Here is a 22,984-nt window from a genome sequence, read left to right as displayed (position 1 = left end):
GGCCACCATCGCCGCGGCGAGGTGGAACTCGGTGACGTTGCGGCTGAGCCAGGAGGCGACTCGCGTCCTGAGCATGGACGGTCAGCCCCCGATCCTTGAGACCGAGTGCTGGGGGAGCCGGGCGGCACGGACAAGGAACGCAACTGCTGCCGCAGTGGGCGCGAGCCCTGCTGCGGTGCATGCCGTCACCACCGTCGGTATCCAGTCGGCGAGGATGGCCACGGGGAAAGGGAGCAGGAGCAGGAGCAGGGTCGCCACCGCGAAACTGATGGCGTGGTACGCCGGGTCTCCGTTCCTTGGTGCCTCCCGGAGCTGACGGCGGACGCTCGATCTCAGGCAGGAGAAGCCGCTCGGCGAGCCCATCGTGCCACTTACCGCCCGGCGGAAATATGGGTGCTGGCACGGATGGACAGCATCCTTCCGCCGGCGTGAAGATGAGACGGGGAAGTGGGCTCCGTCGCAGTTCAGGGCACCTGGGGACGGGGTGGCCGGCAGGCCGTGGCGGATGCTGGGAGACCGGCGGGAAAGGCGTGTAGCCGTGTCGATGTACTGGCGGATCTTCCTCCTGAACGCCGGCGTTCTGGCCCTCGCCGTGGCCTTGTTGCTCGGCCCGGTCACCGTCTCCACGCCGGTCCTCTTCGGTGAGGCGCTCGTGCTGCTCGGCGGGCTGGCCGCGATGCTGGTCATCAACGCGGTTCTCCTCAGGGTCGGGCTTGCCCCGCTGGCCCGGCTGAACCGGGCCATGGCCACCGCCGACCTCCTCAAACCCGGCACGCGCCCGCCGGTCACCGGCGGAGGGGAGGTCGCCGAACTCACCCGGACCTTCAACGCGATGCTCGACCGCCTCGAAGCCGAGCGGGCCACCAGCAGCGGCCGCGTGCTCACCGCGCTGGAGGCCGAACGCAAGCGCATCGCCCAGGAGCTGCACGACGAGATCGGCCAGACCCTCACCGCCGTCCTCCTCCAGCTCAAGCACGCCGCCGACCGCGCCCCCGAGCCGGTGCGCGCCGATCTGCACCAGGCCCAGGAGACCACCCGCGCCAGCCTGGACGAGATCCGCCGCATCGCCCGCCGCCTGCGCCCCGGTGTGCTGGAGGAACTCGGCCTGCACAGTGCGCTGCGCTCCCTGGCCGGCGAGTTCACCACCCCGCGCCTGGGTGTCACCGCCCACATCACTCCCGGGCTGCCCCAGCTGGACCCGGCCACCGAACTCGTGCTCTACCGCGTCGCGCAGGAGGGCCTGACCAACGCCGCCCGACACTCCGGCGCCACCCGCGTCGAGGTCCACCTGCGCCCCCTGTCCCGCGGCGGCGTGGGACTGCTGGTGCGCGACAACGGCCAGGGCCTCGGGGACGCACACGAGGGCGCCGGCATCCAGGGCATGCGCGAACGCGCCCTGCTCATCGGCGCCGAACTCCTCTTCGGCGCCAGCCCGCACGGCGGCACCCAGGTCCGCCTTGAAATCCACGACACCACGGGGGCAACACCATGAGTCAGCCGGACGACGGGCCCGCCCGCATCCTGCTCGCCGACGACCACACCCTCGTCCGCCGCGGCGTACGCCTCATCCTCGACGCCGAACCCGACCTGACCGTGGTCGCCGAGGCCGCCGACGGAGCTGAAGCCGTCGCCCAGGCACGCAGCCTCGACATCGACCTCGCCGTCCTGGACATCTCCATGCCCCGCCAGACCGGCCTGCAGGCCGCCCGCGAACTCGCCCGCCTCCGGCCGGGCCTGCGGATCCTGATGCTGACCATGTACGACAACGAGCAGTACTTCTTCGAAGCCCTGCGCGCCGGCGCCTCCGGGTACGTCCTCAAATCCGTCGCCGACCGCGACCTCGTCGAAGCCTGCCGCGCCGCGCTGCGCGACGAGCCGTTCATCTACCCCGGCGCCGAGACCACCCTCATCCGCACCTACCTCGACCGCGCCCGCAGCGGCGGCCCGATCCCGGAGCGGCCCATCACCGAACGCGAGGAGGAAATCCTCAAGCTCGTCGCCGAGGGCCACAGCTCCAAGGAGATCGGCGACCTCCTCGTCATCAGTCCCAAGACCGTGGAGCGCCATCGCGCCAACCTGCTCCAGAAACTGGGCCTGCGCGACCGCCTCGAACTCACCCGCTACGCGATCCGCGTCGGCCTGATCGAGCCGTAGCGGTTAGCCGTACCCGTACCCGTATCAGTAGCCGTAGTCGCTCCGACGGGGACCGGGGGGATACACCGAACCCTGCAAGCCGCAGGCCTCCCCAGCCCACTGAACGCTGCGTGGCGGACGGTGCGACGGCCGACGAGACGGCTGAGGGACCGGCGATCGGTGTCCGTCGTGGCTTCAGCTGCTTGGCACGCCAGCGTGGAAGCACGCGGGCAAGGTCACCGTTGGTCTCCCGCGCGAGTAGGGCTGTGGGGCGGTAACGGGGCAGTTGTTCCGCGAGGTCAGGGCCCAGCAACGGGGTGCAGAGGCACGCGATGAAGAATCCGCCATCGTGACGTTCGGCGTCGCTGAGCAGAACCCGCGTACTGGTCAGCAAGATCCCGACGCCGTCGATCTGCGGGAATGCATGGTCGAGGACGACCTCGATGGCTTTGGCGTCAGCGCGGTCGCCTTCGGTGGGCTCACCGTACAAGGCGAGCTGGAGGTCGAGATCGGAGACTCCAGGGGTGGCGGTGCCACGGGGGATGCTGCCGTAGAGGTAGGCCTGTGCAGGCGAGTACCGTCGAACGTCTCGGTGATACGTGCGCGGGCGGCATCGACGACGGGAACGAACGCTGCCCGCACTCGGCCCAGTGCGCCTTCGCGTGCGATCGTTCCGTCGCGGTCCAGCCCTTGCTCATCCGTACAGCCACTGTGCCTTGCGCTGCGACGTGCTGCCGAGCGGATCTCGTGGCGGCTCCGGCGGGGGCCCGGCCGTCTCCGCGCGCACAGGTGGCCCTACGTAGACTCGCTCCAGCTTTCCAACTGGGCTACACGGGGATGAGATGAACATGCGCACCATACGTACGGCCGCGAGGATCGTCGGCCGGCGTACCGCACTGCGCTACCTGGCGATCGGGGCCGGCGCGGCGTTCCTGGCGGCGTGTACGGGCAAGGACAAGCCGTCGGCACGGGCTTCCGCCGCACCGCCCTCGACCGACACGCCCTCGACAGCCGGCTCAGGCTCCGCTCCCCCCACCTCGTCCGCACCTGCGAAGACCCCCGGCGGGCAAGGTGTGATCGAGCGTTCTGTGGAGGCCTTCCTCACCGGCACCTGGAGCATCCGGACCACCACGCCCGGCGGCCAGACACTTCGGGGCAGGGCGACAGTGCAGGGCCAGCAGGAGGCGAACGGGAAGTGGACCATCGAATGGGAGGGTGGGGCCGGCACCTGGAAGGGAGGCTTCGTCTTCCGCCGCGGCCTTCTGATGACGCAGGTCAACGAGGGCCCCAAGCGAGGCGCCAAGGGTGCCGCCTCCGCCCACGACGTACCCGGCAAAGTGGGCGACGGCTTCGACCTGACCCTGCCTTGGCAGCCTCCCGAGAAGGACGGCACCGGCGACGGCGAGCGGCTTACGGTCGGTTACGCGAAGAACACCCTCACCATCCGCCACTTCAATGCCTCGGGCAGCACGACCATCCACACCGCCACCCGGGCCTGACAGCGAGGGCGTGCCCCGCAACGCCCCGTCGGCTTCCCGCGTGCGCATGCGGCGGCTGCCAGCTTGCCGTTTAACGTCCGGTGTCGAACGCGGCTCGTGCTTGACCAGTGTTTTCGCAGTTCAACGGACGTGAAGGCGGCCTTCGCCTGGTCCTGTGCTCCGTCACAGAGGCACGGGACCAACACAAAGGCCGTAGCCATGAGTTTCGTGGACCGGGATGTCCTTCGGGCCGCGTTCGCGGAAGCGTCACGCTTCCGGTCGGAGTCGTACGCGTGCCTGACCACACGGGGTGGCCTCTTGTTCGAGCTGGCCGACGCACTGGTGGGTGCCGCTGCCCAAGGCGGCGGACGGCCGGCTCGGCGCTCGCTCGCCCACTGGTCACCGACCTCCGTGGGCCCCGGGAGAAGCCGGCCGACTTGAACAGACTCACCCGGCCCGGGTTTGACGAGGCGTCAGAAGTCTGTGCTCTCAAGCCTCTTCGTCAGCATGTGCTCCAAAACCTCCCCGACCAGGGCCCGGACGAGCGCTCGGTTCGATAGGCCACCCCTCGGCCACCCGTCACGCGTGGGACGGGTACTCGCCACCGGTGAGGGATACAGCTGTCCCGCCCACCATGAGAAGGGCACGAAGCCCCGAAGAACTGGATGAACAACAAGAACGGCAGACTGGGGCCCATGGACTCAGGACTCGCCGCACTGCTGGGCGCCGCCGTCGGTTCGGCCACCACCCTCGGGGCCGCAATCGTCAACGGTCGTGCTCAGGCACGGTCCCAGCACGCCCAATGGAGACGCCAGCATCGCCGCGACGCATACGCCGGCTACCTCAGCGCACTCCATGACCGCGACATCGCCATGGACGCCGTCCTAGACGCGCTGCGTTCGGACCAACCCGACCTCCCCGACATTGACGAGAAGATAGGCCGCTTCATCAGACTGGCCCGTGAGGTCCACCGCGCCGGCGAAGTCGTCATCCTCGAAGGGCCGACATCCCTCGCGGAAGTCGCGGAACGCGTTGCCAAGGCCTCCAGCGATCTGTCACACGTCATGTGACGGATGGCCGAGAACGCCCGCGCGGGAAACGCCACCCACAAGGCCGAAGACACCGCCCTTGCCGCCGAACGAGAGCGAACCCTCTACCAAACAGTCAAAGACTTCCGCCTCGCGGCCCGCAGCACCATCGGCAAAGCCAACTGACCCGGGGACTCTCGGCCCCGGCCGCCCAGACCGTTGAGACTGAGGCGCTGTTCAGCATGAATCGGGGGGAGGGAACGCGTTCGGGGAGCGCCACAAGCCCTTTGCTTCCGGGGCGTGGCACAGAGGGAGGGCCACACGACGGACTGCGCGTGCCGCCCTCCAGGCCCTGGTGTGATCAGCCGGTCAACGACCAGCCATGGTCGGGCACCACGCCCAGCCGGGCCGCCATCGAGTTCACGGCGGTGGCCGCCGATTCCGGTACTCGGCTGTGGACCGCGACGGTCGACAGGCCCGACGGCCGGGACAGTGGGGATCCTGTACTGCTTGGTTCCGACGGTACGACCGCGGTCATGCGCCTCGATGGCGCGGCCAAGGGCTTCTGCGGTGAACTCGTCGACCGCGGCATCGTCGTCGGACGCGGCGAGAGCGCCAGGGTGAACGGGCTGGCGATCGTCGATGGCAAGGAGGCGTGGCCGTACCGGGGGAATGCGGCGAAGCTGGACCCGGTCGGCGCGGGTCTGTTCACGGCGACGGTGGGCGGGTTCCCGACGCGCGCCCCGGACAGCGTGGCGCTGCTGGACCTGTCCGCCGGCCGACCGCCGGCCGGCTTGGACGAGAAGGCACTGGGCGAACCGACAGATCTTTCCTGCTGGCACGACCGGCGCTCGATGATCGTGTGCACGGTGGTCGACAAGCAGTACCAGAAGCGGGTGTTCGCGCTCGACGCCCTCACCGGCAAGGACAAGGCCACTCCCGGCCTCGCCCCCCCACCGAGGTCAACGGCTTTGTCGGCCTCGCTCCCGAGTACGTCGGGATCTCGGCGCACCCCGCGATCGGCTAGCCGACCCCGGACCCCTGAAGGGGGCGGCTCCCGCTGACGCCCGTTCAGCGGTCTGCGGGGTCCGCCCCTACTCCGAGGGTCGGCCGACCGGCGGTGTGGGTGGAAAGCCAGGCGGAGGACCGCCCCGGTGGTGGTGATCCGCGCTGCGGTGCGGGGGCGTTCGTCGAGTGCTTCGGGGGTGCTCCACGCCTGCTGAGCGTGCGTTTCCCCATCGCCATCGAGGACCTGGAGCAGACGTGCCGACGCCGACGCCGACGCGGAAGGCCGGATCGGCTGGTCGATGGTGAGCGTCGACTCGACCTCTCGCAACCGCGGCTACATCTTCCACGGCACCGCCACCGTCGCCTCGATCCGACGCTGGCTCCGCCCGTGATCTCCGCCGGATCTAGTCGCCGGTCTGGCCGTCGAGCATCTCGCGCAGGATGTCCAGGTGGCCGTTGTGGCGGGCCGTCTCCTCGGTGAGGTGAAGGAGGATCCAGCGCAGGTCGACATGGAGACCGTCACGGACGGCTCCCTTGGCCTGGGTGTCCAGGCTGTTCCCGGCGACCAGTTCGCGGTAGCGGGCGCTCTGTTCGGCGTATTCGTCGAGCAACTGCGTGAGCGGGAAGTCGACGGCGATACGCATCTCGCGGTCGGGGTCCTCATCGGTCCAGGGGCCCCGGTCTTCCTCGCCGAGGAAGACCACCTGGAACCAGTAGTACTCGACCCAGCGGAGGTGGTTGATCAATCCGCTCATGGTCATCAGCGGTGAGCCCGGCAGGAGCGCCTTGCGGGCGTTCTCCGCGGAGACGCCGTCGCACTTGGCGCGGGCGGTATCACGTGTGTAGTCGAGAAACGTGGTGAGCTGGGTGCGCTCGTCCCACGCGGGCGGTGTGTCGTCGATTCTGGTCATCGCGCGAAGCGTCCCCGATCACGCGATCGATGTCGAAGTGTTTTTCGACGGGCCCAACCTGTTCCACCTGGTGCTGTGGCCGGGAAGGTTTGCCGGGTCGCGGTGTCCGGTGCGGTGCCTCTCCCCCAGCTACCGCCGGGAGGGGCCCCCGGGCGGAGGGCCGCGGCTCGTACTGGACGTACCGGTGTGGTCCGACAACGCGGCGAGGTGCCGTGCCGGGCGCCGCGCCCCGGTGGACCTTTCCGGTCACAGCACTAGCTCCTTGTCCGGCGGGTCGCTCCAGCGATTCAGCGCCGGTGGGCCTAGCCCGGTGAGGTCTGCGACCGCCGCGACTGCGCCCAGCGGGCCAGGACCTCGGCCGGTGACCGGAGTGCCTGGCTACCGGACGACACCGCCGACCGCATCAGCACCGGGGCGTAAACCCGTGGGCCTATGCCCTCGCGCGTTGTCCATCGGTGAGCCGATGCCACGCAGGAAGGCACGTGACAGCGTTCCCCTGTGCCCACGGACCATCCGCAGCGGCACAGTTGACGATGCGTCACCATGGGAGGGACCATGACCACCACACCGTTCATCAGCCGCGAGGGCATGTCGCGCCGACGCGTGCTGGGAGCCGCGCTCGCTGTCGGCGCCGCCGTACCGCTGGCCGCCACCAGCCCCGCGTGGGCCGGCCAGGCTGTGGCCGCCGACGCTCCGAAGCGGCTCACACTTCCCGCGCCGACGGGGCCGCACCCCGTGGGCACGGTCCAGCTGCACCTCGTCGACCGATCGCGCCCCGACGCCATCGCGGGGCCCGGACACTTCCGTGAGTTGATGGCCACCGTCTGGTACCCCGCCCGGGACGTCCAGCGGTACCCGGTGGCGCCCTGGATGCCGGCCGGGGCATTTCAGGCGTTCCTCGACGACGCCGGGTTCAGTGATCTGGCCTCCCTGGGGCCGCTCACCGCCGGCCGCGTGGGCGCTCCGGTGCGCAGGTCAGGCCGGCGGCTGCCCGTCGTCGTCTTCTCGCACGGCGCGCACAGCCACCAGGGCGACCACACCGTCATGGTCCAGGAGCTCGCCAGTCACGGATATGCGGCCGTGACGATCGCGCATCAGTACGACACGTACACCGAGTTCCCCGACGGCCGGGTCGCCGTCCCGCTCCAGGACAGGCAGGCGCCGACGCTGCCCGGGGACTTCGCCGCCGACCTGCGCTTCGTCCTCGACTGCGTAGAGCAGATCGCCGCGGGACGGAATCCGGACGTCGACCACAGGAAGCTGCCGGCCGGGCTGCTCGGCGCACTCGACCCGCGCTGCATGGGCGCGTTCGGCTGGTCGAAGGGGGGGACGGCCACCGCGTGCGCCACGCTCGCGGACGAGCGCATCCGGGCCGGGCTGAGCCTCGACGGCCCGATGCAGATGAACCCGCCGCTGGCCGGCGAACTGGAACGGCCGTTCATGATGATGTCCGCCGAGTTCAGCCGGGCCACGGATCCCGAGGCCGCCGCATTCTGGTCGCACCTGCGGGGCTGGCGGCTGGACATTCAGGCCGAGGGCGCCGTTCACATCTCCTACGGCGACAACGAGGCGCTGTTCCCGCAAGTGGCGAAGTTGTACGGATGGACCGGGCAGCAGCTCCAGGACGTGATCGGCACCCTCGATCCCGACCAGGCGGTGAAGATCCAGCAGGCCTACCCGCTCGCGTTCTTCGACGAGCACCTGCGCCACTGTCCGGGGCACCTGCTCGATGGGCCGTCCCCGGCCTTCCCGGCGGTGACGTTCCTTCCCTGACTCCCTGGGGCGGGAGCACCTGGATTCCTCGCAGGTGCCCGAGCGAGCGGCAGGATGACGGGGCCGAGCGTCCTGGATCGTTCGGTAGGTCGGAGGAGCGGCCGCGCTCGGGCGACGTCGACTGCGTTCGCCAGCGACGTCGGGACCCTGCGGCGCCGGCGCGGTGCGAGGACTTGGTTTCGCCAAGGAAACCCGGCACGACCTCGACCCGATGGCCGGGTTGGCCGGCGGCCGGGCCATGCGGCGGCCATTGCTCGGCGGGGACGCGAACCGGATGCGGCTGCCGCCCCACCGCCGGGCCGTGGCCACAGCCGCCCCGTCGCGGGCGCAGAGGATCAGAACGTCCTCGGATCTCAGGACCTGGTGCCGACCGCTTCCACCAGCGTGACCATGACCTCGACCGCCTCGCGGTTCGTGAGCCCTTGCTCCCGGCACAGAGAACGCCACGAGGAGAACGCCGCGGCATGTCCGATCACCGCACGGCGGACCGGGTCGGCGGCCTCCGGCCAGGCATCGGACAGTACTTCGATGTACTGCCGGGTCATCTTTGCTCGGGCCTCGCGGATCGGCTCGGGTACGGCATGCGCGTCGCGGATGACCAGTGTCAGCATCCGCTCGCCCGCGCGATAGAAGCGGTAGAGGTCGGCAAGCCCGGCCGACAGCCGCTCGACGGGGTTCTCGATCGCGCCCCACTCCTCGGGTCGGGGCAGCCTCTGCCGCGACAGCCAGTGTCCCGAGCAGGCCTCGAACAACGCCGTCTCATCCGGGAAATGCCGGTAGACGGTCAGCCGGGTGACCCCGGAGCGCTCGGCGATCGCCGCGATGGTCGTCCACGCCGGGCCCGAGGTGCCGTGGAGATGCACCGCGGCCTCGACGATGCGCTGCCGCGTCCGGCCCACGTCCTCGGCGCGTTTGCGCATCTCGTAGCCACGTGGTTTCGGTGAACGCTGCTGTTCACTCAACTCTTGACATCCCGGGATCCATGGTGAAACCTTTTAATGGAACACCAGTGTATCTCCAAATTCTGTCGAGGAGTGATCGCCATGACAGAGCCGCTGGCCCCGCCGCTCACCATCGTCCGCCCCGGCGAGGGGACCGAGGTCTTCCTCGGCTCGATCGGGGTCGCCTTCAAGCTGTGGGGTGCCGACACCGATGGTGCGGTCTCCGTCGTTGAGCACCCCTTCCCGGTCGGGGCACTGGTGCCGCCGCACCTGCACACCCGGGAGGACGAGTACTCGATCGTCACCGAGGGCGAGATCGGTTTCCGGTCCGGCGACCGCGAAACCGTTCTGGGCCCCGGCGGCTACATCACCAAGCCGCGCGGGGAGCTTCACGCGATGTGGAACGCGGGCCCCGTCCCGGCCCGAATGATCGAGATCATCAGTCCGGCCGGATTCGAGCACTTCTTCCGCGAGCTGGCCGAGATGCTCGCCGACGGGCCGCCGCCGACCGAGGACGCAGTGCCGGTGCTCGCCGCCAAGTACGGGCTCGAGTTCGGACGGCCCGCCTGGCTGCCCGAGGTCATCTCGCGGTTCGATCTGACGCCGCCCGCCGTCTGACTGAGGTCCGGCCCACCCGATCCAAGCCGCGTGCCGCATCGACCGAGGTTCTTCGCGCGCTGGTGGAAGACCTGTGCGTCGCCTCTGCCGAGCAGCACCCGCCGACCGTGAGCCGCGGTCAAGCGACCTGCGGCTCGCGCATCCGGCGCCGGCCGTCGGCGCCTGCGTAACCGCCGACCAGGGTCAGACCTCGCGTTCCAGGGAGAGCCCTGTCCAACACGGGATCGCAGGCGAGCTGCATCAGCATCGGCACCACAGGCGGAGCGGAGCAGCCGCCAGGGGGTACCGCCGTGGGGGACGGGAGACCGGCAGATCTGCCGCCGGACGAGTGTGACAGCATCCGGCCATGCCCATCCCGCACCCCAACGGCGACTACGCGATCACCGCGATGTACTCCCTGCCTGACGATGCCTGGTACCTGGAACTGGACCTCGTCGCCGAGCAACGAACCCTTGTGGGCGCGGTCGTCCCGGACGAGGACCCAGCGAGGGAGCCGACGGTGAGTTTCGACCCCGACGGGCGGCACGTGGACATCCCCTTCGAGGTCATGCGCTGGTTCATGGAGCAGGTCGAGGAGGAGATCCGTACCTCCCGTGCCTGGATGCAGCTGCGGCCTGAACTCGTCCAGGTCATCCACCAATTGCGCCAGGAGCACCTGGGCATCATCGACGACGGCGACTTTCCCCGCGTCCTGTCGGAAGTGCGCGGGGCTGTCCCGGAGGCCGACCTCCCCGCTGTCCTCGCGGCCGCCTTCGGGCGAAAGCTCGACGGCACCGCCGCGGACGTGGCCCGTGAGCTCCAGCCCGTGGATGACCAAGGAGCCAGGAGCGAATAGGGGATCAGGAGGTTCTGGTCTCGTGCGCGAGTGACCCCTTTCAGGGGTGGATTGGGCCGGGCCTCGCCGGGTGTGACGGCGCCGAGATCGTCATCCACTGACCACGGCCCAGCTGGTCCAGGGCTGCTACGGCGACCAGTTCGCGGTAGCGGGCGCTTTGGTCGGCGCGGGGGGAGTCGAGGCATTCTCCGGCGAGTCCGCACCGCTCCTCCCGGCTCGGTCCTCCGTCCTGCCGCGCCCGTCAGGGCTTCAGGCCCGCCCGCCTGAGGGCGATCTCGGACAGGTCGGCGATGACTTGCCGGTCGCCGCGGCGCCAGGCGTCGGCGAGGCCGCCCGCAGGGGTGGGGATCGTGGAGAGCGCGCGCGGCGGTCCGGTGAGGGCGCGCAGGGCGAGCAGGTCGGCGCCTCCGGGTGCGTCGAGGAGGTCCCGGACGGCGGCGCTGCGGCGGATCCAGCGCACGCGCAGGGGAAGCCACAGCAGCAGGATGAAGGCCACGGGGAGGATGATCAGGGCGAGGGTGGCGAGGGTGGCCACCTGGCTGACGACATCCTGCAGTGACTGTCCCGCGTCGGCGAGTCCGATGCCGGCGTCAGCCGCGGACCGGAACGGTTTCCTCAGCAGGTCGCCGACGAGTGGCACGTTGGAGGCGGTGTCGCCGGCTTCGGCGAGGGCGTCGGCGAGGCTTTCGCCGGAGCTCTCGACCTTGCGGCCGGGTTCGGCCAGCCGCATGATCGCGCCGTGGACGGTGAGGGCGAACTTCACCGTGGCGGCGATCAGCAGTACGGCGATCAGGTCCGCGAGGATCTGTCGGTTCCGCCGTGCGGGGGTCTGGGCGTAGAGAAGCATGGGCTGCTCCTGTTCCGGTGCCGGCGGCAGGGGTCGGCCGGTCACTCGACCGTATGCCGGACCCGGCCGTCACGCGGGGTCCGTCGGCGGGTGGCCGCGACACCTTGCCGGGTTGGCGCAGTGCCGGTGCCGCGACGCCACCGGCGGACCTGTTCGTCCCGGCCCGTCCGGACGCCGTCTGTCTGGTTCCGTACGGCCTCGTGTGGGCGGTCACGCACTTCGGCTCTGTCGCTGATCTTGTGACGCTGCGTCGGCCTGACGGCCCTGGTGGTGCTGGCCGAGGTGGTCGGATACCTCTCGCTGGACGGCGGGCTGATCGCCCTGCAGGCCATGCATCAGCCGCTCGCCTAAGGTCAGCGTGCCCGGGCGAGGTCCAGCAGGTGGTGCATGACCGCCACCGGCAGTGCCGGATTGCCTGCGGCAGCGGCGGCATGTGCCGGCAGGGTGAGCCGCCGGAGCAGTTCGTCGGCGGGCAGCCTGGGGTCGCGCACCGCCCAGCCACCCACCTCAGGGTCGTCGGCCAGCCGCAGCACCAGCTCCGGCCCGGCCTCCGGGTCGTCCAACGCGGCGTGCCGCAGCCGCGGGTTGGGGTCGTCGGCGAACCGGGCCAACCCGGGCCGGGCGAAGTTGCGGTGGTTGCGGTACCCCGACCAGTACCGGTCCTGCACCGTGGCGTACAACTCCACCAGCAGCTCGTGCGGCGCGTCCTCGCACGACTCGGCCAATGTGCGCCGCACCCACTCGTCCTCGTCCGCGGCCAGCAGGGCCACCACGCCCGGCGTCAGGTGCGGCTGAGCCGCGAGCACCCGCCGCAGCCCGACGTGCGCCGACCGCGCGATCCGGCGGGCCGCCTCCGGGTCGGTCGCCTGCCGTGCGATCCAGGGCGGCGGCGACCAGAAGTGCTGCCACACCGTGCAAGGGATGGCCGTGCGCTGTTCCTCCGTCAGCTCCTCCCGCATCGACACCGCGAGCCGGACGTCGTTCTCGGGATCCTCCGCCAGTCGCAGGGCCAGGACGGTCGGTACCTCGGGATCAGCGGCGGCCTTCATCCGCACCGCCGGATCCGGGTGCGTCACCCGCTGCTCCGCCGTCAGCACGGGCGGCGGCTCCTGCACCGCGACGGGCGGTTTCTCACTCCCGCCGACGATCCGCCGGATCTTCGGTTCCAGGTCCTGCGCCAGGATCTCCAGCACCCCGGCAGGGATACGGCGCTTGTACTCGAAGAGCATCACCGCGTACACGAACCGGACCCGTGGTTCCGGATCCCGCGCGAGCCGGGCCAGCACGTCGACGTCCGCCGTCGCGTTCTCCGTCACGTCCAGCCGGTGCTGGATCTGCGGCGAAGCCACCAGCAGCTCCGTCGCTGCGGCATCCAAGGTCCTGTACTTGAGCCAGAAGCTCGGCATCGGCAGCTCGTCGAACTCCAGCAGCCGGGCCAGCATCTCCACCGGCAGCACCTGATTGCCCGCCAGCCCCTGGAGCCAGCCGTCCACCACATCGCCATCCGCAGTTGCCCGCTCCAGCGCCCCACCCAGTCCGTCCATCCCGCCATTCTCGCTGCCCCGACGCCGTGGGTTCGCCGCTGGCCGGCGCCACCAGGCCCGCCCAGCACGGGCGCACGCCCGGCCATGGAGGAGCACGGAAAGGGACGCTGGGGCCCGGTCGCGGCTGCCGTCGCGATTTCGTGATCGGCGATTGCGGGGCTGTGGGCTCGGGCGCTGATCTTGTGACTGGCCATCAGGTTCTGTGCAGGATCCGCTTGCGCAGAAGGTCGAAGTTGGCGCGGCCGTACCCGGCCCGCTTGATGAACTTCACTCGCGTGTTCTGTCCCTCGACCTGGCCAGAACTCCAGGGGCTGGAGAGTCCGGCGATGACGGCGTCCTGGTCGCGGCGAAGCCCGTTGACCAGGGAGTGCAGTGCGGGCAGGGGGTCCTGCGCCCCGCTCCATCCACTGGGGCAGCTGGTCGCCGCGCAGGTCGCGCATCATCTCGGCGAAGTCGCGGACGTGGTCGGTGACCGCGTCGAGTTCGGGGCAGCCGGCGCGGATCTCCTTGAGGGTGAGGGTGTCCTCGTCCGGGAGGTTGCCCGGATTGGTCATGATCCACCGGACGATGCGGCGGGGCCGCGGCGCGGGCCTGGGCGCCGGCGCGGGAGCCGAGGGCGTGAAGTTCCGCAGGTAGCGGCGGACGGCCTGGATGCTTCCGGTGAAGCCGAGGGCCGAGATGTCGCGGTGAAGTTGAGCGGTGTCGTGGCGATCCTCGTTCCACTGCTGGTGGAGGTAGGGCCGGTACTCGTACAGGATGGTGGACCGGTTGACCGCCTTGGCCAGGAGTTCGTCGATGCTTGTCGCGCGGGCGAAGCGGCGGACTGTGGAACGGTCCAGCTGGAGCCGGTGGCAGATCGACTCCAGCGAGGCTCCCTCGTGCAGCAGGTCCTGGACCAGGGTGAACCGTTCCCGGGTCCGGACCACCAGGCGGCGCTCGCGCCCGCAGACGTCCAGGGTCCCGACCGGTGCCGTCACCTGGCCTGCGTCATCAGTGGGCGCGTCGGCGGGTTCGGGTGCCGGCACTTTCTCGAACACGGCCCGCACGCAGGCGTAATGGGCGCCGACCGTCTTCTCGACCGCCTCGCCGAGGTCTTCCACAGGTGCCACGCGTCGGCGACCTGCACCGCTTGCGGGGCACCGGTGCGGGCGCCCTCCACGTACACCCCGGCCCGGTCCCGGCAGATGACCTCCACCTCGGGGTGGTCACGCAGCCAGGCGGCCAGTGGTTCGGCGTCTCGTCCCGGCAGCACGTCGATGGGACGGCGCCGCTCCAGGTCGACCAGGATGGTGGCGTACGAGTCCCCCTTCCGTAGCGCGAAATCGTCGACGCCCAGCACCCGGACCTGCCCGGCCGGCTCCTCGGGGAAGGCTCTGAGCAGGCGTAACAGGGTGTCCTTCGCCACCGGGACCCCCAGCGCCACCGCGAGTCGGCCTCCAGCCCGCCCGGCCAGCGCCAGCGCGATCGAGGTCAGCGTCCCGCGCATCAGCGGGGTGTAGCGGGCATGCGGGCTGGTCAACCCGGTGACCTGCTCGGCGAACGTCACGGCCGCGCAGGCGGCGTTGAGGCACCGGAACCGGCGTATCAGCAGCTCGATGACCACCCGGGTGCCGCTGATCGCCGCGTCAGACAGCCGTCGCAGGTATCGGCCGTGCACCCGTCCCGATGCGCTCCGGCAGTGCGGGCACAGCGCGTCGGCCGCACGGACACGGGCATGCATCGTAATCCCGCCGACTGACCGCTCGACCAACTCCACCACGACACCGGACAGATGAGGCAGGAGCACCTCGAAACTCCGCGAAGTACACGCCGGACAGGATGACAGGCGCCACCGACAACACACGCCCGATCACAAGATCAGCGACAGAGCCCGTAATTTCCCCAGGTGCTCGCGGTCGGGACGCGTGGTGGGTCGCGGGTCAGTCCCACCAGAGCACGACGAGCAGGTGGCGCTCGGCTGCGTCGAGGTAGAAGTCGCGCAAGGCGTTGAAGTGCTCCAGCAGGTACGTCCTCAGACCGCCGGTGATGGGGCCGCCCAACTGGCAGATCAAGGCTGCGGCGTCACGCTCATCGGCCGGCAGGCCGGCAGCCGGCAGGCCGGCGAGAAGGACGGGCATGTCGATCTGGCCCAGCAGTTCGGAGACGTGCGCCACCTGAGAGACGCCCAGGCCGGTGGGGGCGCCCCCGAAGGGGGCTATGGCGTGTGGGTGAGTGTCGAGGAAGCCGAGGTCAAGAGCGGTGTCGCCGTCGGTGGCCCGGCGCAGAGCATCGAGATGGACCTCTTCGAGTCCGGCCACCTCGCCGACGCGTTTCAGCAGCGCCGGTGCCCAGTCCAGGTCCAGCACGTCGTACGCCGGTGGATCCCAGTGGGGATCGCGGTCCGGGGACGCACCGGCGGACTGACGGCAGGCGGCGAGATGCCCCTCGGGGATGCGGGCGAGCTGCTGAGTAACGGCCATGACGGCAGTATTCCTGCCACGTCTACCGGATTTCGGACTGCAGGACCGCTCACACCCCGGATCAGTCCTGGCTGGGAACGGCGGCGAACACCGGGTCGCCGACGGCCCGGGTCAGGCGGTACCGCCCGAGCTCCCGGTCGAAGCGGGCGCGGCTGCCCGGCAGGACTCCGCGGAGGTCGGCGATCAGCGCGCCGTCCGGCACGCGGGCGGCGAGGCGGGCGACCACCGGGTCCGGGCTGCCGCGGAGTTCGGCTGCGGGGTGCAGCGGCAGTTCGGGGCCGTCCAGCTGCAGGAGGTCCCAGAAGTCGTCGGCGTACGGCTGGACGCCCTCCTCGAAGCCGGTCTGCTCGACCAGTTCCTCCGCCGTGCCGATGAGCCGGTCGAGCCAGTGCGGCAGCGACTCGGCCTCGACGTGGAGGCCGCCCTCGCGGTACTGCATCAGGACCTGGCCCCACCGGCCGTCGGCCTCGATGTCGACCCAGGTGACGCCGCCGCCCCCGTCGTCGGTGACCAGCCAGTGGGGGTGCGGCAGGCCGTGGTCGCCGGCCTGGCGGGGGTGGCCGGTCAGCGTGAACTCCACCGGCGGCACGGCGAAGCCACCGAGTCGGCCCAGCAGTTCGCGGGCCTCGGCCGGCACCGGGACGGGCCAGCGGTCGAAGTCGGCAGCCGTGGCGCCGGGTTGTACCGCGAGGTCGAACGGCACTCGGGCGGCCAGCTCCCGCAGCCGCTCGAGGAGAGTGTCACCGGAGATCATCCGGCCACGCTACCGGAGCAATGCGGCCTCGAAGCGCATGGTGGTGCGCGATGGCCGGTCGTAGCGGTCCCAGCGCGGCATGGCCGAGTGGTTGGGGTCGCCGGTGCGTACGAACGAGATCCACGCCTGGTGCACGGTCCTGGCGAGGCCGTCCCTGCTCCGGGTGTCCATCCCCGCCAGGAACGGCGCGTGCGACCACTTGTCGAAATTGTCGAAGACGAACGGCAGGTCCAGGCAGTGCGGGGCACCCAGGCGGCCGTCGTGCGCGGGGGTGGGGAAAGCGAACTCGTACGCCCAGACCGGGCGACCTCGTGCCGCCCGCGCTTCCGCGAACGCCAGGGTGGGTTTCTTGAACAGCTCGTCGGTGGTCAGGTCGATGAGGACGTCGATCGGCCGGCCGCCCGGGCGGGCGGCCGCGTACGCCGCGTACGCTTCGGCCGCACCGTCGCCGAAGCTGTCCCGCGCCCGCCGGAGCACCTGTTCCGCGGTCGCCGACGCGTACGCCTCGCCCAGCGCGAAGGCGAAAGAGGACTCCTCCGCGGTCCAGCCGATGAGTACGTCGATGTCCGCACCCGGACCGTCGAGCAGGTTCTCGACCGGTTGCCGCGCCGCCGTCACGCCGTCGAGCACCGGCATGAACGGCGCGGTCCAGTGCCCCCATTCCATGGTGGCCGCGAGGAGTCCGGCGGTGGCCCCGACCAGTCGCGGCCACGGCACCGTCCGCAGTTCGTCCACGTCCTTCGCACCGACGATCTCCAGATAGGCGGCGGTACGGGCCAGGGCCTCGGCCGGTGTGGCGAGGGGCATGGCGAGCGGGACGCTCTGGAGGATGGCCCGGCGGAAGAGCCGGCCGCCGTCGGCGTGGCCCGCGAGCGCCGTCGCGGACAGGGCGCCGGCGGACTGGCCGGCGACGGTGACGTTGCCGGGATCCCCGCCGAAGGCCGCGATGTTGTCCTGCACCCAGCGCAGCGCCGCGAGTTGGTCGGTGAGCCAGAGGTTGCCGCACTCGGCGCCGTCGTCCGCCGCGAAGTGCAGCAGGCCGAGCGGTCCGAGCCGGTAGTTGAGGTTCACCACCACCAGGTCGCCGCCCCGCGCGAACGTCTCGCCCGAGTAGTTCGGCATCGCCCCGGAGCCGGAGATGAAGGCGCCGCCGTGGATCCAGACCAGGACGGGTCGGCGGGCGTCGTCAATGCCGGGCGTCCACACGTTGAGTGTCAGACAGTCCTCGTCGAAGGGCGCGAAGCCGTGGCCGCCGAGTATCGGGTCGCCCTCGCGGACGGCCTGCGGCGAACCGGGGCCGTACGCCGTCGTGTCGAGGGTGTCGCTCCATCCCCGGTGCGGCTGCGCGGGGCGCCACCGGAGGGGCCCGACGGGGGGTGCGGCGTACGGCACGCCCTTGAACACGGCCAGATCATCTTCGACGGCGCCGCGGATCGGGCCCGATCGCGTGTGTACGACGGGCGCGGTGCGGTCCTGGGTGAAGCCCATCCAGTGAGTCCTTCCAGGCCGGGATCGAGGGATCGAGGGATCCAAGGAACGAGGGAGTGGGGGTCGTGAGCCTCAGGGTATTGCGTAAATTTGGCGAGCGTCAATATTCTTCGATCAATCATCAAGTGGAGGCTCGCATGACGGCGTGGCGTATCGGTACGACGGTGATTCACAAGGTGCTGGAGGCGGAAGTCACCGTGCCCGTCGCGGGGGCCCTGCGGACGGACGACACCGCACTCTTGAAGAGGTACCCGTGGCCCGCTCCCGACTTCGCCAGGGCCGACGGGACCTTCGTGCTCTCGGTCCACGGGCTGGTCGTGGACACCGGTGCGCGCCGGATCCTCGTGGACACGGGTGTGGGCAATGCCCGGGCGTCGGTGCCGTTCCTGCGCATGCTGGACTCGACGTGGCTCGAAGACCTCGCCGCCCTCGGCTACCCTCCGGAATCGATCGACACGGTGGTGTGCACCCACCTCCACTTCGACCACATCGGGTGGAACACGCGCCTGGTGGAGGGGAAGTGGGTGCCCACGTTCCCCCGTGCACGCCACCTCGTCACCCGGGTGGAATGGGACCACTGGGCCGACGAGGGGGACGTCGGCCTCCACGACACGATGCAGCCCTTGATCGACGAGGGGCTCGTCGACTTCGTCGGGGACGACCACCAGGTGGCTGACGGCGTACGCCTGGAAGCCGCCCCCGGGCACACCCCGGGCCAGGTCGCGGTCGTGGTCGAATCCGGCGGGGAGCGCGCCGTGATCACCGGTGACCTGGTGCACCATCCGGTGCAGTTCATCGAACCGGACGTGGCCGGCCTCGCCGACACCGACGCGGTGCGGGCCGCTGCCACCCGGCGGGCATTCGTCGACCGGTACGCCGACACGGGAACGCTCGTGATCGGCACCCATTTCCCCGCCCCCACGGCCGGCCTGCTCCGGCGCGGCGGTGACGGGGGCGTGCGGTTCGTCGTGGACGGACCGCGCTGAACCGTGGGCTTCCGCCAGTTGACGTACGTCCTCGCCATCGTGGACCAGGGCGGTTTCCCCCGGGCGGCCGCTCGCGACGTCCGACCCGGGGGCCCGGGAGGCAGGCCCCCGACCCGATGTGTCCCGCGTCGTCAGAGACCCGACTCCTTGTGCCAGATGCGGCGGGATGCCGCGAGCGGGTCCTCGACGACCGACGGTTCGCTGTCCCAGAGGCGAGTCGTCGGCCGGTCCGTCGTGAAGGGTGCCCAGCCCGGATCCCCCGAGGCGGCGAAGGATGTCCAGGAGGCGCGGAGCAGTTCGGACAGGCGCGTGAAGTCCTGGGACGGGGCCTTGCCGCCGAACAGGAAGCCGGCCAGGGGTCCTCGCGTGTGGCCGAAGGTCGCCGGGATGTCCACGGTGTGACAGGCGCCGAGTGCCCCGCCGAAAGCCGGACTGCTCCACGTGAAGTCATAGAGCCACGCTCGTCCGCCCGACGCGGCGTGTGCCTCGGCCAACCACGTCGCGGGCATCCGGAACAACGCGTCCGAGAACATGGTGACGTACAGCTGGGGGTCGGTCAGATCCGGGTGGGCGCCGCGGTAGTCGGCTGCGGCCTGACGGCCGAGCCCCAGTCCATCGGCGACGGCACCGAGGTCGAGGTCGCGGATCTTCGCCGGGGGCTGCGCCGACTTCCGCTTCCGCGATGCCCGATCGCGGAATCCCGCGCGTGCCGCCGCGAACATCATGGGCAAGGCCTTGACCATCGCACCGAGTTCCATCTTGACGAGGCCGCGTCCCATCGCGAACAGCGTGAACTCGTCATGCGTGTAGCCGGAGATCAAGTCGACGTCACGTGCGCACCCCGAACGGAGGGCGAGCCATGGCTTGTCGACCACGGTGATGCCGTCGATGACGGGTGAGAACGCGGTGATGGCCTCGGGAGTCGTCCAGTTCGCCGGATCCGCCCTCATCGCGGGCAGAGGCTCGTCCTGAACCGCCAGCAGGGCTTCCGGGGACACGGAAGCCAGCGCGTCGAGGCTCACGCCGGCCGCTTCCCCGATCATCGTGGCGATCCGCCGGGCTTCCTCCTCGGGCAGGAAGCGCCCGGCCATGCTCTGCACGATGGCGCGACGGAACAGACCGCGCGCGCCGGGTGCGGTCAGCAGGGCGGCGACGGACGCGCCCCCGCCGGACTCGCCGAAGATCGTCACGTTGTCCGGGTCGCCGCCGAAGGCCGCGATGTTCTCCCGTACCCATGCGAGTGCGGCGGCCTGGTCGAGGAAGCCCCGGTTGGCGGGTGCCCCCGGTACGAAGCCGAACCCCTCGAATCCGACGCGGTAGTTGAACGTCACCATGACCACGCCACCCCGGGCGAGTACCTCGCCGTCGTAGCTCGGGTCGGCGGAATGGCCCGTCTTCCACCCGCCGCCGTAGATCCACACCATGACCGGCAGCCGGTCACCGGCGCTCCCCGGGGTCCAGACGTTCATGCTGAGGCAGTCCAGGCCGTCCTCCGGCGACCGAGGGCATTCCGGGAACCATCGGCAGCTGTGGCGGTGCGGCGCTGAAGGACGTGGCCGGACGGACACCGTCCCACGCGGGGACCGGAGCGGGGGCCTGGAACCTGAGGGGCCCTTCCGGGGGGAGGGCGTAGGGAATCCCCTTGAAGACCGACAGTCCGTCTTCGGCCGTTCCCTCGACCTTGCCGGTCGAGGTTTCGATGATGACACCCATGGGGTGGCTCCTTTCACGTGGACAGTCTGAGGACCGCGTCGAGCAGGCATTTCCCGCCGAACATCAGGTCGGTGATCCGGGTGTGCTCGTCAGGTGCGTGGATGAGTCGCATGACGTCCGCGTCACTGGCGGAGGGAAAGAATCCGACGACCTTCGTGTCGGGGAAGGCGCGGGCATCCGTGGCGGCCGGATTGATGTACGGCAGCACCCGTGCACCCGGTTCGTGGGCCGCGACGGTGTCGCCCAGAACCCGCAGGAGTCCCGGGTCGTCGTGCACGCCGTGGCTCACTCTGCCGTGCAGCAGCGACACCTCGGCACGGTCTCCGACCGCCCTCTGGACCTCCGCCACCCACCGGTCGGGCAGCTCGCCCGGAAGGAGGCGGCCGTCGAGCACCACGTCGGCTTCGACGGGCACGACGTTCTGGCGCTGCCCCGCGGACAGCACGGTGGGAGTGGCGGTGTTGTGCAGCCCGGCGACGACGAACTCCCGCAGGACGGGATCGATGGGCAGGCTGTGTGCCCGGTCCCAGGTCGGGTCCTTCAGCAGTTGCTCGATCGCCTCCGCGCCCGGGCCCGGATGCAGGTCCGCCAAGGTGCTGAGCATGCGCCGCGAGGTCGGCAGCAACACTGATTCCGGGGCGAACGCGCGCAGCCTCAACAGGGCCTCGGCCAGCCTGAAGACCGCCGACTCCGAGCGCGGGACGGAGGCGTGGCCGCCCGGTCCGCGAGCGGTGACCCGCATCCGGGCGCTGCCCTTCTCGGCCACCTGGACGGTGTAGACGGGGCCGCCGGGCGTCATGAAGCGCTGGCCGCCGCCTTCGTTGAACGCGAACTCGGCCTCGACGAGGCTGCGGTGGTTCCCCCACAGCCAGTAGGCCCCCAACCGGCTGCCGGCTTCCTCGTCGGCGGTGACCACCAGCAGCACGTCCCGCCGGAGCGGGGTCCGGTGCGCGGCGAGGAGTTGCATGATCAGCAGGCTCGCGGCGACTTGGCCCTTCATGTCGAGTGCCCCGCGGCCCCACACGCGGCCGTCGGCGACCTCGCCCGAGAAGGGGGGACGGCTCCATCCGCCGGGTGGGGCGCCGACCACGTCGGCGTGGCCCAGCAGCATGAGCGGTGGCTCCTGTCCGGTCCCGGGCAGCCGGGCGACCAGGTTGGCCCGTCCGGGCTCGGACTCCAGGACCTCGTGTGCGATACCGGAGAGGGACAGCTCGCGGGAGAGGTGGCGTGCGACGGCGATCTCATGGCCCGGAGGGTTCGAGGTGTCCAGGCGGATGAGCGCCGAAAGGTGGCTGACGAGGTGGTGTTCCTGGTCGGCCCAGGAGAAGGGCAGAGACATCGGCCGAGGTGAGGTGGACATCTGAGCTTCGAAGCCTCCGTGGCGTGATGCCGGATGCTGGGCGTTACAGGATGTTACACGTGTAACTACATCTGGGGTTCCTGTTTAGCATCGTCAGGCGCTCCGGGCCAGCCCGATGGCTCGGTGTGCTGTGAACCGTGACCTCCGCCGCCGCTGCGGAGGCGTCCGGTCGAAAAGAAATCCGTACGCCTCCACGGCGGGCGTAGCGTGCCCCCATGACGAACGCCAACGGCTACGAAGAGCGCATCGTGGAAGCCCGACAGGCGACCATGTCGGGCTGGGACTTCAGTTGGCTGGAGGGCCGGGCGCACGGTGAGGGGCCCTCGTGGGACTACGTGCGGCACGCCCGAGCCCTGCTCCCGCGCGCGCGAAGCCTCCTGGACGTCGACACCGGCGGCGGCGAACTCCTCGCCTCGCTCGCCCCGCTGCCGCCGCGGAGCGTGGCCACCGAGAACTGGGTGCCCAACCTCCGCCTGGCGCGGCAACACCTCGCTCCGCTGGGGGTGGAGGTCCACCGGGCATCGGGCTCGAACCTGCCGCCGGGTCCCTTCGACCTGATCCTCAACCGCCACGGATCGCTGGATGCGGCAAGCGTCCGCGCCGCACTCGCGCCGGGCGGCCGGCTCCTCACCCAGCAGGTGGGCGGCCGCAACCAGTTGGGACTGAACGAAGCCCTCGGCATCCCTTCGCCGGGCAACCCCGACGGGTGGACCCTGGGTGTCGCCGTACGGGCACTGGAAGACGCGGGCCTTCACGTGACCACGGCGCGAGAGGAGATGAGCCCCTACACCTTCCACGACATCGGGGCGGTGGTCTTTCAAGTGCGCGCCATCCCCTGGCAGTTCCCCGGATTCGAGCCCTCCGTGCATGAGCCGGCGCTACGCCGACTCGACCGGCACCTCAGAAGTGCGGGCGGATTCACCGTGCACGACCACCGGTTCCTGATCGAAGCGCAAGCGCGAAGTTGAGAATCGAGCTCAGCCGAGGGCCGGGCCGGCTGTGCCGCCCACCATCGTGGTCGGCCTCCTGCTGGCATGCGAAAGCCTGCCGGCGCGTTGTCCGCGAGGGTCCTCGAGGCGTCCAGCTCCCCCCGCGAAGCGCCGGGAGA

22 protein-coding genes and 1 pseudogene are annotated in these 22,984 nt (G+C 70.5%); 11 read left to right on the top strand and 12 right to left on the bottom strand.

Going from position 1 to position 22,984, the window contains the following annotated elements; translation table 11 throughout:
- Positions 1 to 538 precede the first annotated feature (538 nt).
- Both DRB96_RS06975 and DRB96_RS06970 read left to right on the top strand, forming a co-directional pair.
- The gene (locus tag DRB96_RS06975) at positions 539 to 1,492 is read left to right on the top strand and encodes a HAMP domain-containing sensor histidine kinase (protein WP_204357661.1); all 954 of its coding nucleotides are present in this window, start codon (positions 539 to 541) and stop codon (positions 1,490 to 1,492) included.
- Positions 1,489 to 2,154: a response regulator transcription factor gene (locus DRB96_RS06970; RefSeq protein WP_112447633.1), complete on the top strand. Its 666-nt coding sequence runs from the start codon at positions 1,489 to 1,491 to the stop codon at positions 2,152 to 2,154. Before DRB96_RS06975 ends, DRB96_RS06970 begins: the two co-directional genes overlap by 4 nt.
- Before the next feature lie 113 nt (positions 2,155 to 2,267).
- On the opposite strand, the pseudogene DRB96_RS06965 reads toward DRB96_RS06970, so the two are convergent.
- Positions 2,268 to 2,775: pseudogene (locus DRB96_RS06965) on the bottom strand (nucleotidyltransferase domain-containing protein); the annotation flags it as partial.
- A 206-nt stretch (positions 2,776 to 2,981) separates the two neighbouring features.
- Between DRB96_RS06965 and DRB96_RS06960 the strand changes: the two are divergent.
- The 4 genes from DRB96_RS06960 to DRB96_RS06950 all read left to right on the top strand — a co-directional run bounded on the left by DRB96_RS06960 (position 2,982) and on the right by DRB96_RS06950 (position 5,703).
- Positions 2,982 to 3,632, top strand: coding sequence for a hypothetical protein (locus DRB96_RS06960; RefSeq protein ID WP_112463235.1), 651 nt, complete (start codon positions 2,982 to 2,984; stop codon positions 3,630 to 3,632).
- 644 nt (positions 3,633 to 4,276) lie between these two features.
- The gene (locus DRB96_RS06955; protein WP_239516047.1) at positions 4,277 to 4,681 is read left to right on the top strand and encodes a proline dehydrogenase; all 405 of its coding nucleotides are present in this window, start codon (positions 4,277 to 4,279) and stop codon (positions 4,679 to 4,681) included.
- A 3-nt stretch (positions 4,682 to 4,684) separates the two neighbouring features.
- Entirely contained in the window at positions 4,685 to 4,825 is a 141-nt protein-coding gene (locus DRB96_RS44350) for a hypothetical protein (protein WP_239516046.1), read from the top strand.
- A gap of 350 nt (positions 4,826 to 5,175) precedes the next feature.
- Positions 5,176 to 5,703, top strand: a complete 528-nt coding sequence (locus tag DRB96_RS06950) for a hypothetical protein (protein WP_162688495.1) — start codon at positions 5,176 to 5,178, stop codon at positions 5,701 to 5,703.
- A gap of 348 nt (positions 5,704 to 6,051) precedes the next feature.
- On the opposite strand, the gene DRB96_RS06945 is transcribed toward DRB96_RS06950, so the two are convergent.
- On the bottom strand, positions 6,052 to 6,558 hold the full coding sequence (locus DRB96_RS06945) for a DinB family protein (RefSeq protein ID WP_112447630.1): 507 nt from the start codon (positions 6,556 to 6,558) through the stop codon (positions 6,052 to 6,054).
- Between the two features lie 555 nt (positions 6,559 to 7,113).
- Between DRB96_RS06945 and DRB96_RS06940 the strand changes: the two genes are divergently transcribed.
- Positions 7,114 to 8,331, top strand: coding sequence for an acetylhydrolase (locus DRB96_RS06940; protein WP_112447629.1), 1,218 nt, complete (start codon positions 7,114 to 7,116; stop codon positions 8,329 to 8,331).
- Between the two features lie 353 nt (positions 8,332 to 8,684).
- On the opposite strand, the gene DRB96_RS06935 is transcribed toward DRB96_RS06940, so the two are convergent.
- A complete protein-coding gene (locus DRB96_RS06935) occupies positions 8,685 to 9,293 on the bottom strand; it encodes a TetR/AcrR family transcriptional regulator (protein WP_239516045.1) in 609 nt (202 codons plus the stop codon).
- An 81-nt stretch (positions 9,294 to 9,374) separates the two neighbouring features.
- On the opposite strand from DRB96_RS06935, the gene DRB96_RS06930 reads away from it, so the two are divergent.
- Both DRB96_RS06930 and DRB96_RS06925 read left to right on the top strand, forming a co-directional pair.
- Positions 9,375 to 9,890, top strand: coding sequence for a cupin domain-containing protein (locus tag DRB96_RS06930; protein ID WP_204357660.1), 516 nt, complete (start codon positions 9,375 to 9,377; stop codon positions 9,888 to 9,890).
- A gap of 346 nt (positions 9,891 to 10,236) precedes the next feature.
- Positions 10,237 to 10,725 (top strand): hypothetical protein, encoded by a 489-nt coding sequence (locus tag DRB96_RS06925; protein ID WP_112447627.1) that lies wholly within the window; start codon positions 10,237 to 10,239, stop codon positions 10,723 to 10,725.
- A gap of 241 nt (positions 10,726 to 10,966) precedes the next feature.
- Here DRB96_RS06925 and DRB96_RS06920 read toward each other — a convergent pair whose 3' ends face one another.
- The 7 genes from DRB96_RS06920 to DRB96_RS06890 all read right to left on the bottom strand — a co-directional run bounded on the left by DRB96_RS06920 (position 10,967) and on the right by DRB96_RS06890 (position 17,817).
- Positions 10,967 to 11,572 (bottom strand): hypothetical protein, encoded by a 606-nt coding sequence (locus DRB96_RS06920; protein ID WP_112447626.1) that lies wholly within the window; start codon positions 11,570 to 11,572, stop codon positions 10,967 to 10,969.
- 353 nt (positions 11,573 to 11,925) lie between these two features.
- Positions 11,926 to 13,116, bottom strand: coding sequence for a hypothetical protein (locus DRB96_RS06915; protein ID WP_162688494.1), 1,191 nt, complete (start codon positions 13,114 to 13,116; stop codon positions 11,926 to 11,928).
- A gap of 193 nt (positions 13,117 to 13,309) precedes the next feature.
- A complete protein-coding gene (locus tag DRB96_RS06910) occupies positions 13,310 to 13,498 on the bottom strand; it encodes a transposase (protein ID WP_112453260.1) in 189 nt (62 codons plus the stop codon).
- A 591-nt stretch (positions 13,499 to 14,089) separates the two neighbouring features.
- Positions 14,090 to 14,872: an ISL3 family transposase gene (locus tag DRB96_RS06905; protein ID WP_162689057.1), complete on the bottom strand. Its 783-nt coding sequence runs from the start codon at positions 14,870 to 14,872 to the stop codon at positions 14,090 to 14,092.
- Positions 14,873 to 15,035: 163 nt separating this feature from the next.
- A complete protein-coding gene (locus DRB96_RS06900) occupies positions 15,036 to 15,575 on the bottom strand; it encodes a DUF1877 domain-containing protein (RefSeq protein WP_112447623.1) in 540 nt (179 codons plus the stop codon).
- Between the two features lie 61 nt (positions 15,576 to 15,636).
- Positions 15,637 to 16,329, bottom strand: a complete 693-nt coding sequence (locus DRB96_RS06895; RefSeq protein WP_112447622.1) for an SMI1/KNR4 family protein — start codon at positions 16,327 to 16,329, stop codon at positions 15,637 to 15,639.
- A 9-nt stretch (positions 16,330 to 16,338) separates the two neighbouring features.
- A complete protein-coding gene (locus DRB96_RS06890) occupies positions 16,339 to 17,817 on the bottom strand; it encodes a carboxylesterase family protein (RefSeq protein ID WP_112447621.1) in 1,479 nt (492 codons plus the stop codon).
- Positions 17,818 to 17,954: 137 nt separating this feature from the next.
- Here DRB96_RS06890 and DRB96_RS06885 point away from each other — a divergent pair, with 137 nt between their 5' ends.
- Entirely contained in the window at positions 17,955 to 18,803 is an 849-nt protein-coding gene (locus DRB96_RS06885) for an MBL fold metallo-hydrolase (RefSeq protein ID WP_112447620.1), read from the top strand.
- Positions 18,804 to 18,934: 131 nt separating this feature from the next.
- Here the strand turns inward: DRB96_RS06885 and DRB96_RS06880 are convergent, their stop codons facing one another.
- Together DRB96_RS06880 and DRB96_RS06875 are read right to left on the bottom strand one after the other, a co-directional pair.
- Positions 18,935 to 20,272 carry a carboxylesterase family protein gene (locus DRB96_RS06880; RefSeq protein WP_204357659.1) on the bottom strand — a complete coding sequence of 446 codons (1,338 nt, stop codon included), beginning with the start codon at positions 20,270 to 20,272 and terminating at the stop codon, positions 18,935 to 18,937.
- Positions 20,273 to 20,529: 257 nt separating this feature from the next.
- On the bottom strand, positions 20,530 to 21,855 hold the full coding sequence (locus DRB96_RS06875; RefSeq protein ID WP_162689056.1) for a M20/M25/M40 family metallo-hydrolase: 1,326 nt from the start codon (positions 21,853 to 21,855) through the stop codon (positions 20,530 to 20,532).
- 236 nt (positions 21,856 to 22,091) lie between these two features.
- Between DRB96_RS06875 and DRB96_RS06870 the strand changes: the two genes are divergently transcribed.
- Positions 22,092 to 22,844, top strand: coding sequence for a methyltransferase (locus DRB96_RS06870; protein ID WP_112447618.1), 753 nt, complete (start codon positions 22,092 to 22,094; stop codon positions 22,842 to 22,844).
- Positions 22,845 to 22,984: the final 140 nt, after the last annotated feature.

Source organism: Streptomyces sp. ICC1 (genome assembly GCF_003287935.1).
Lineage (GTDB): Bacteria > Actinomycetota > Actinomycetes > Streptomycetales > Streptomycetaceae > Streptomyces > Streptomyces tritrimontium.
This window is presented reverse-complemented; position numbering and strand designations above follow the sequence as displayed.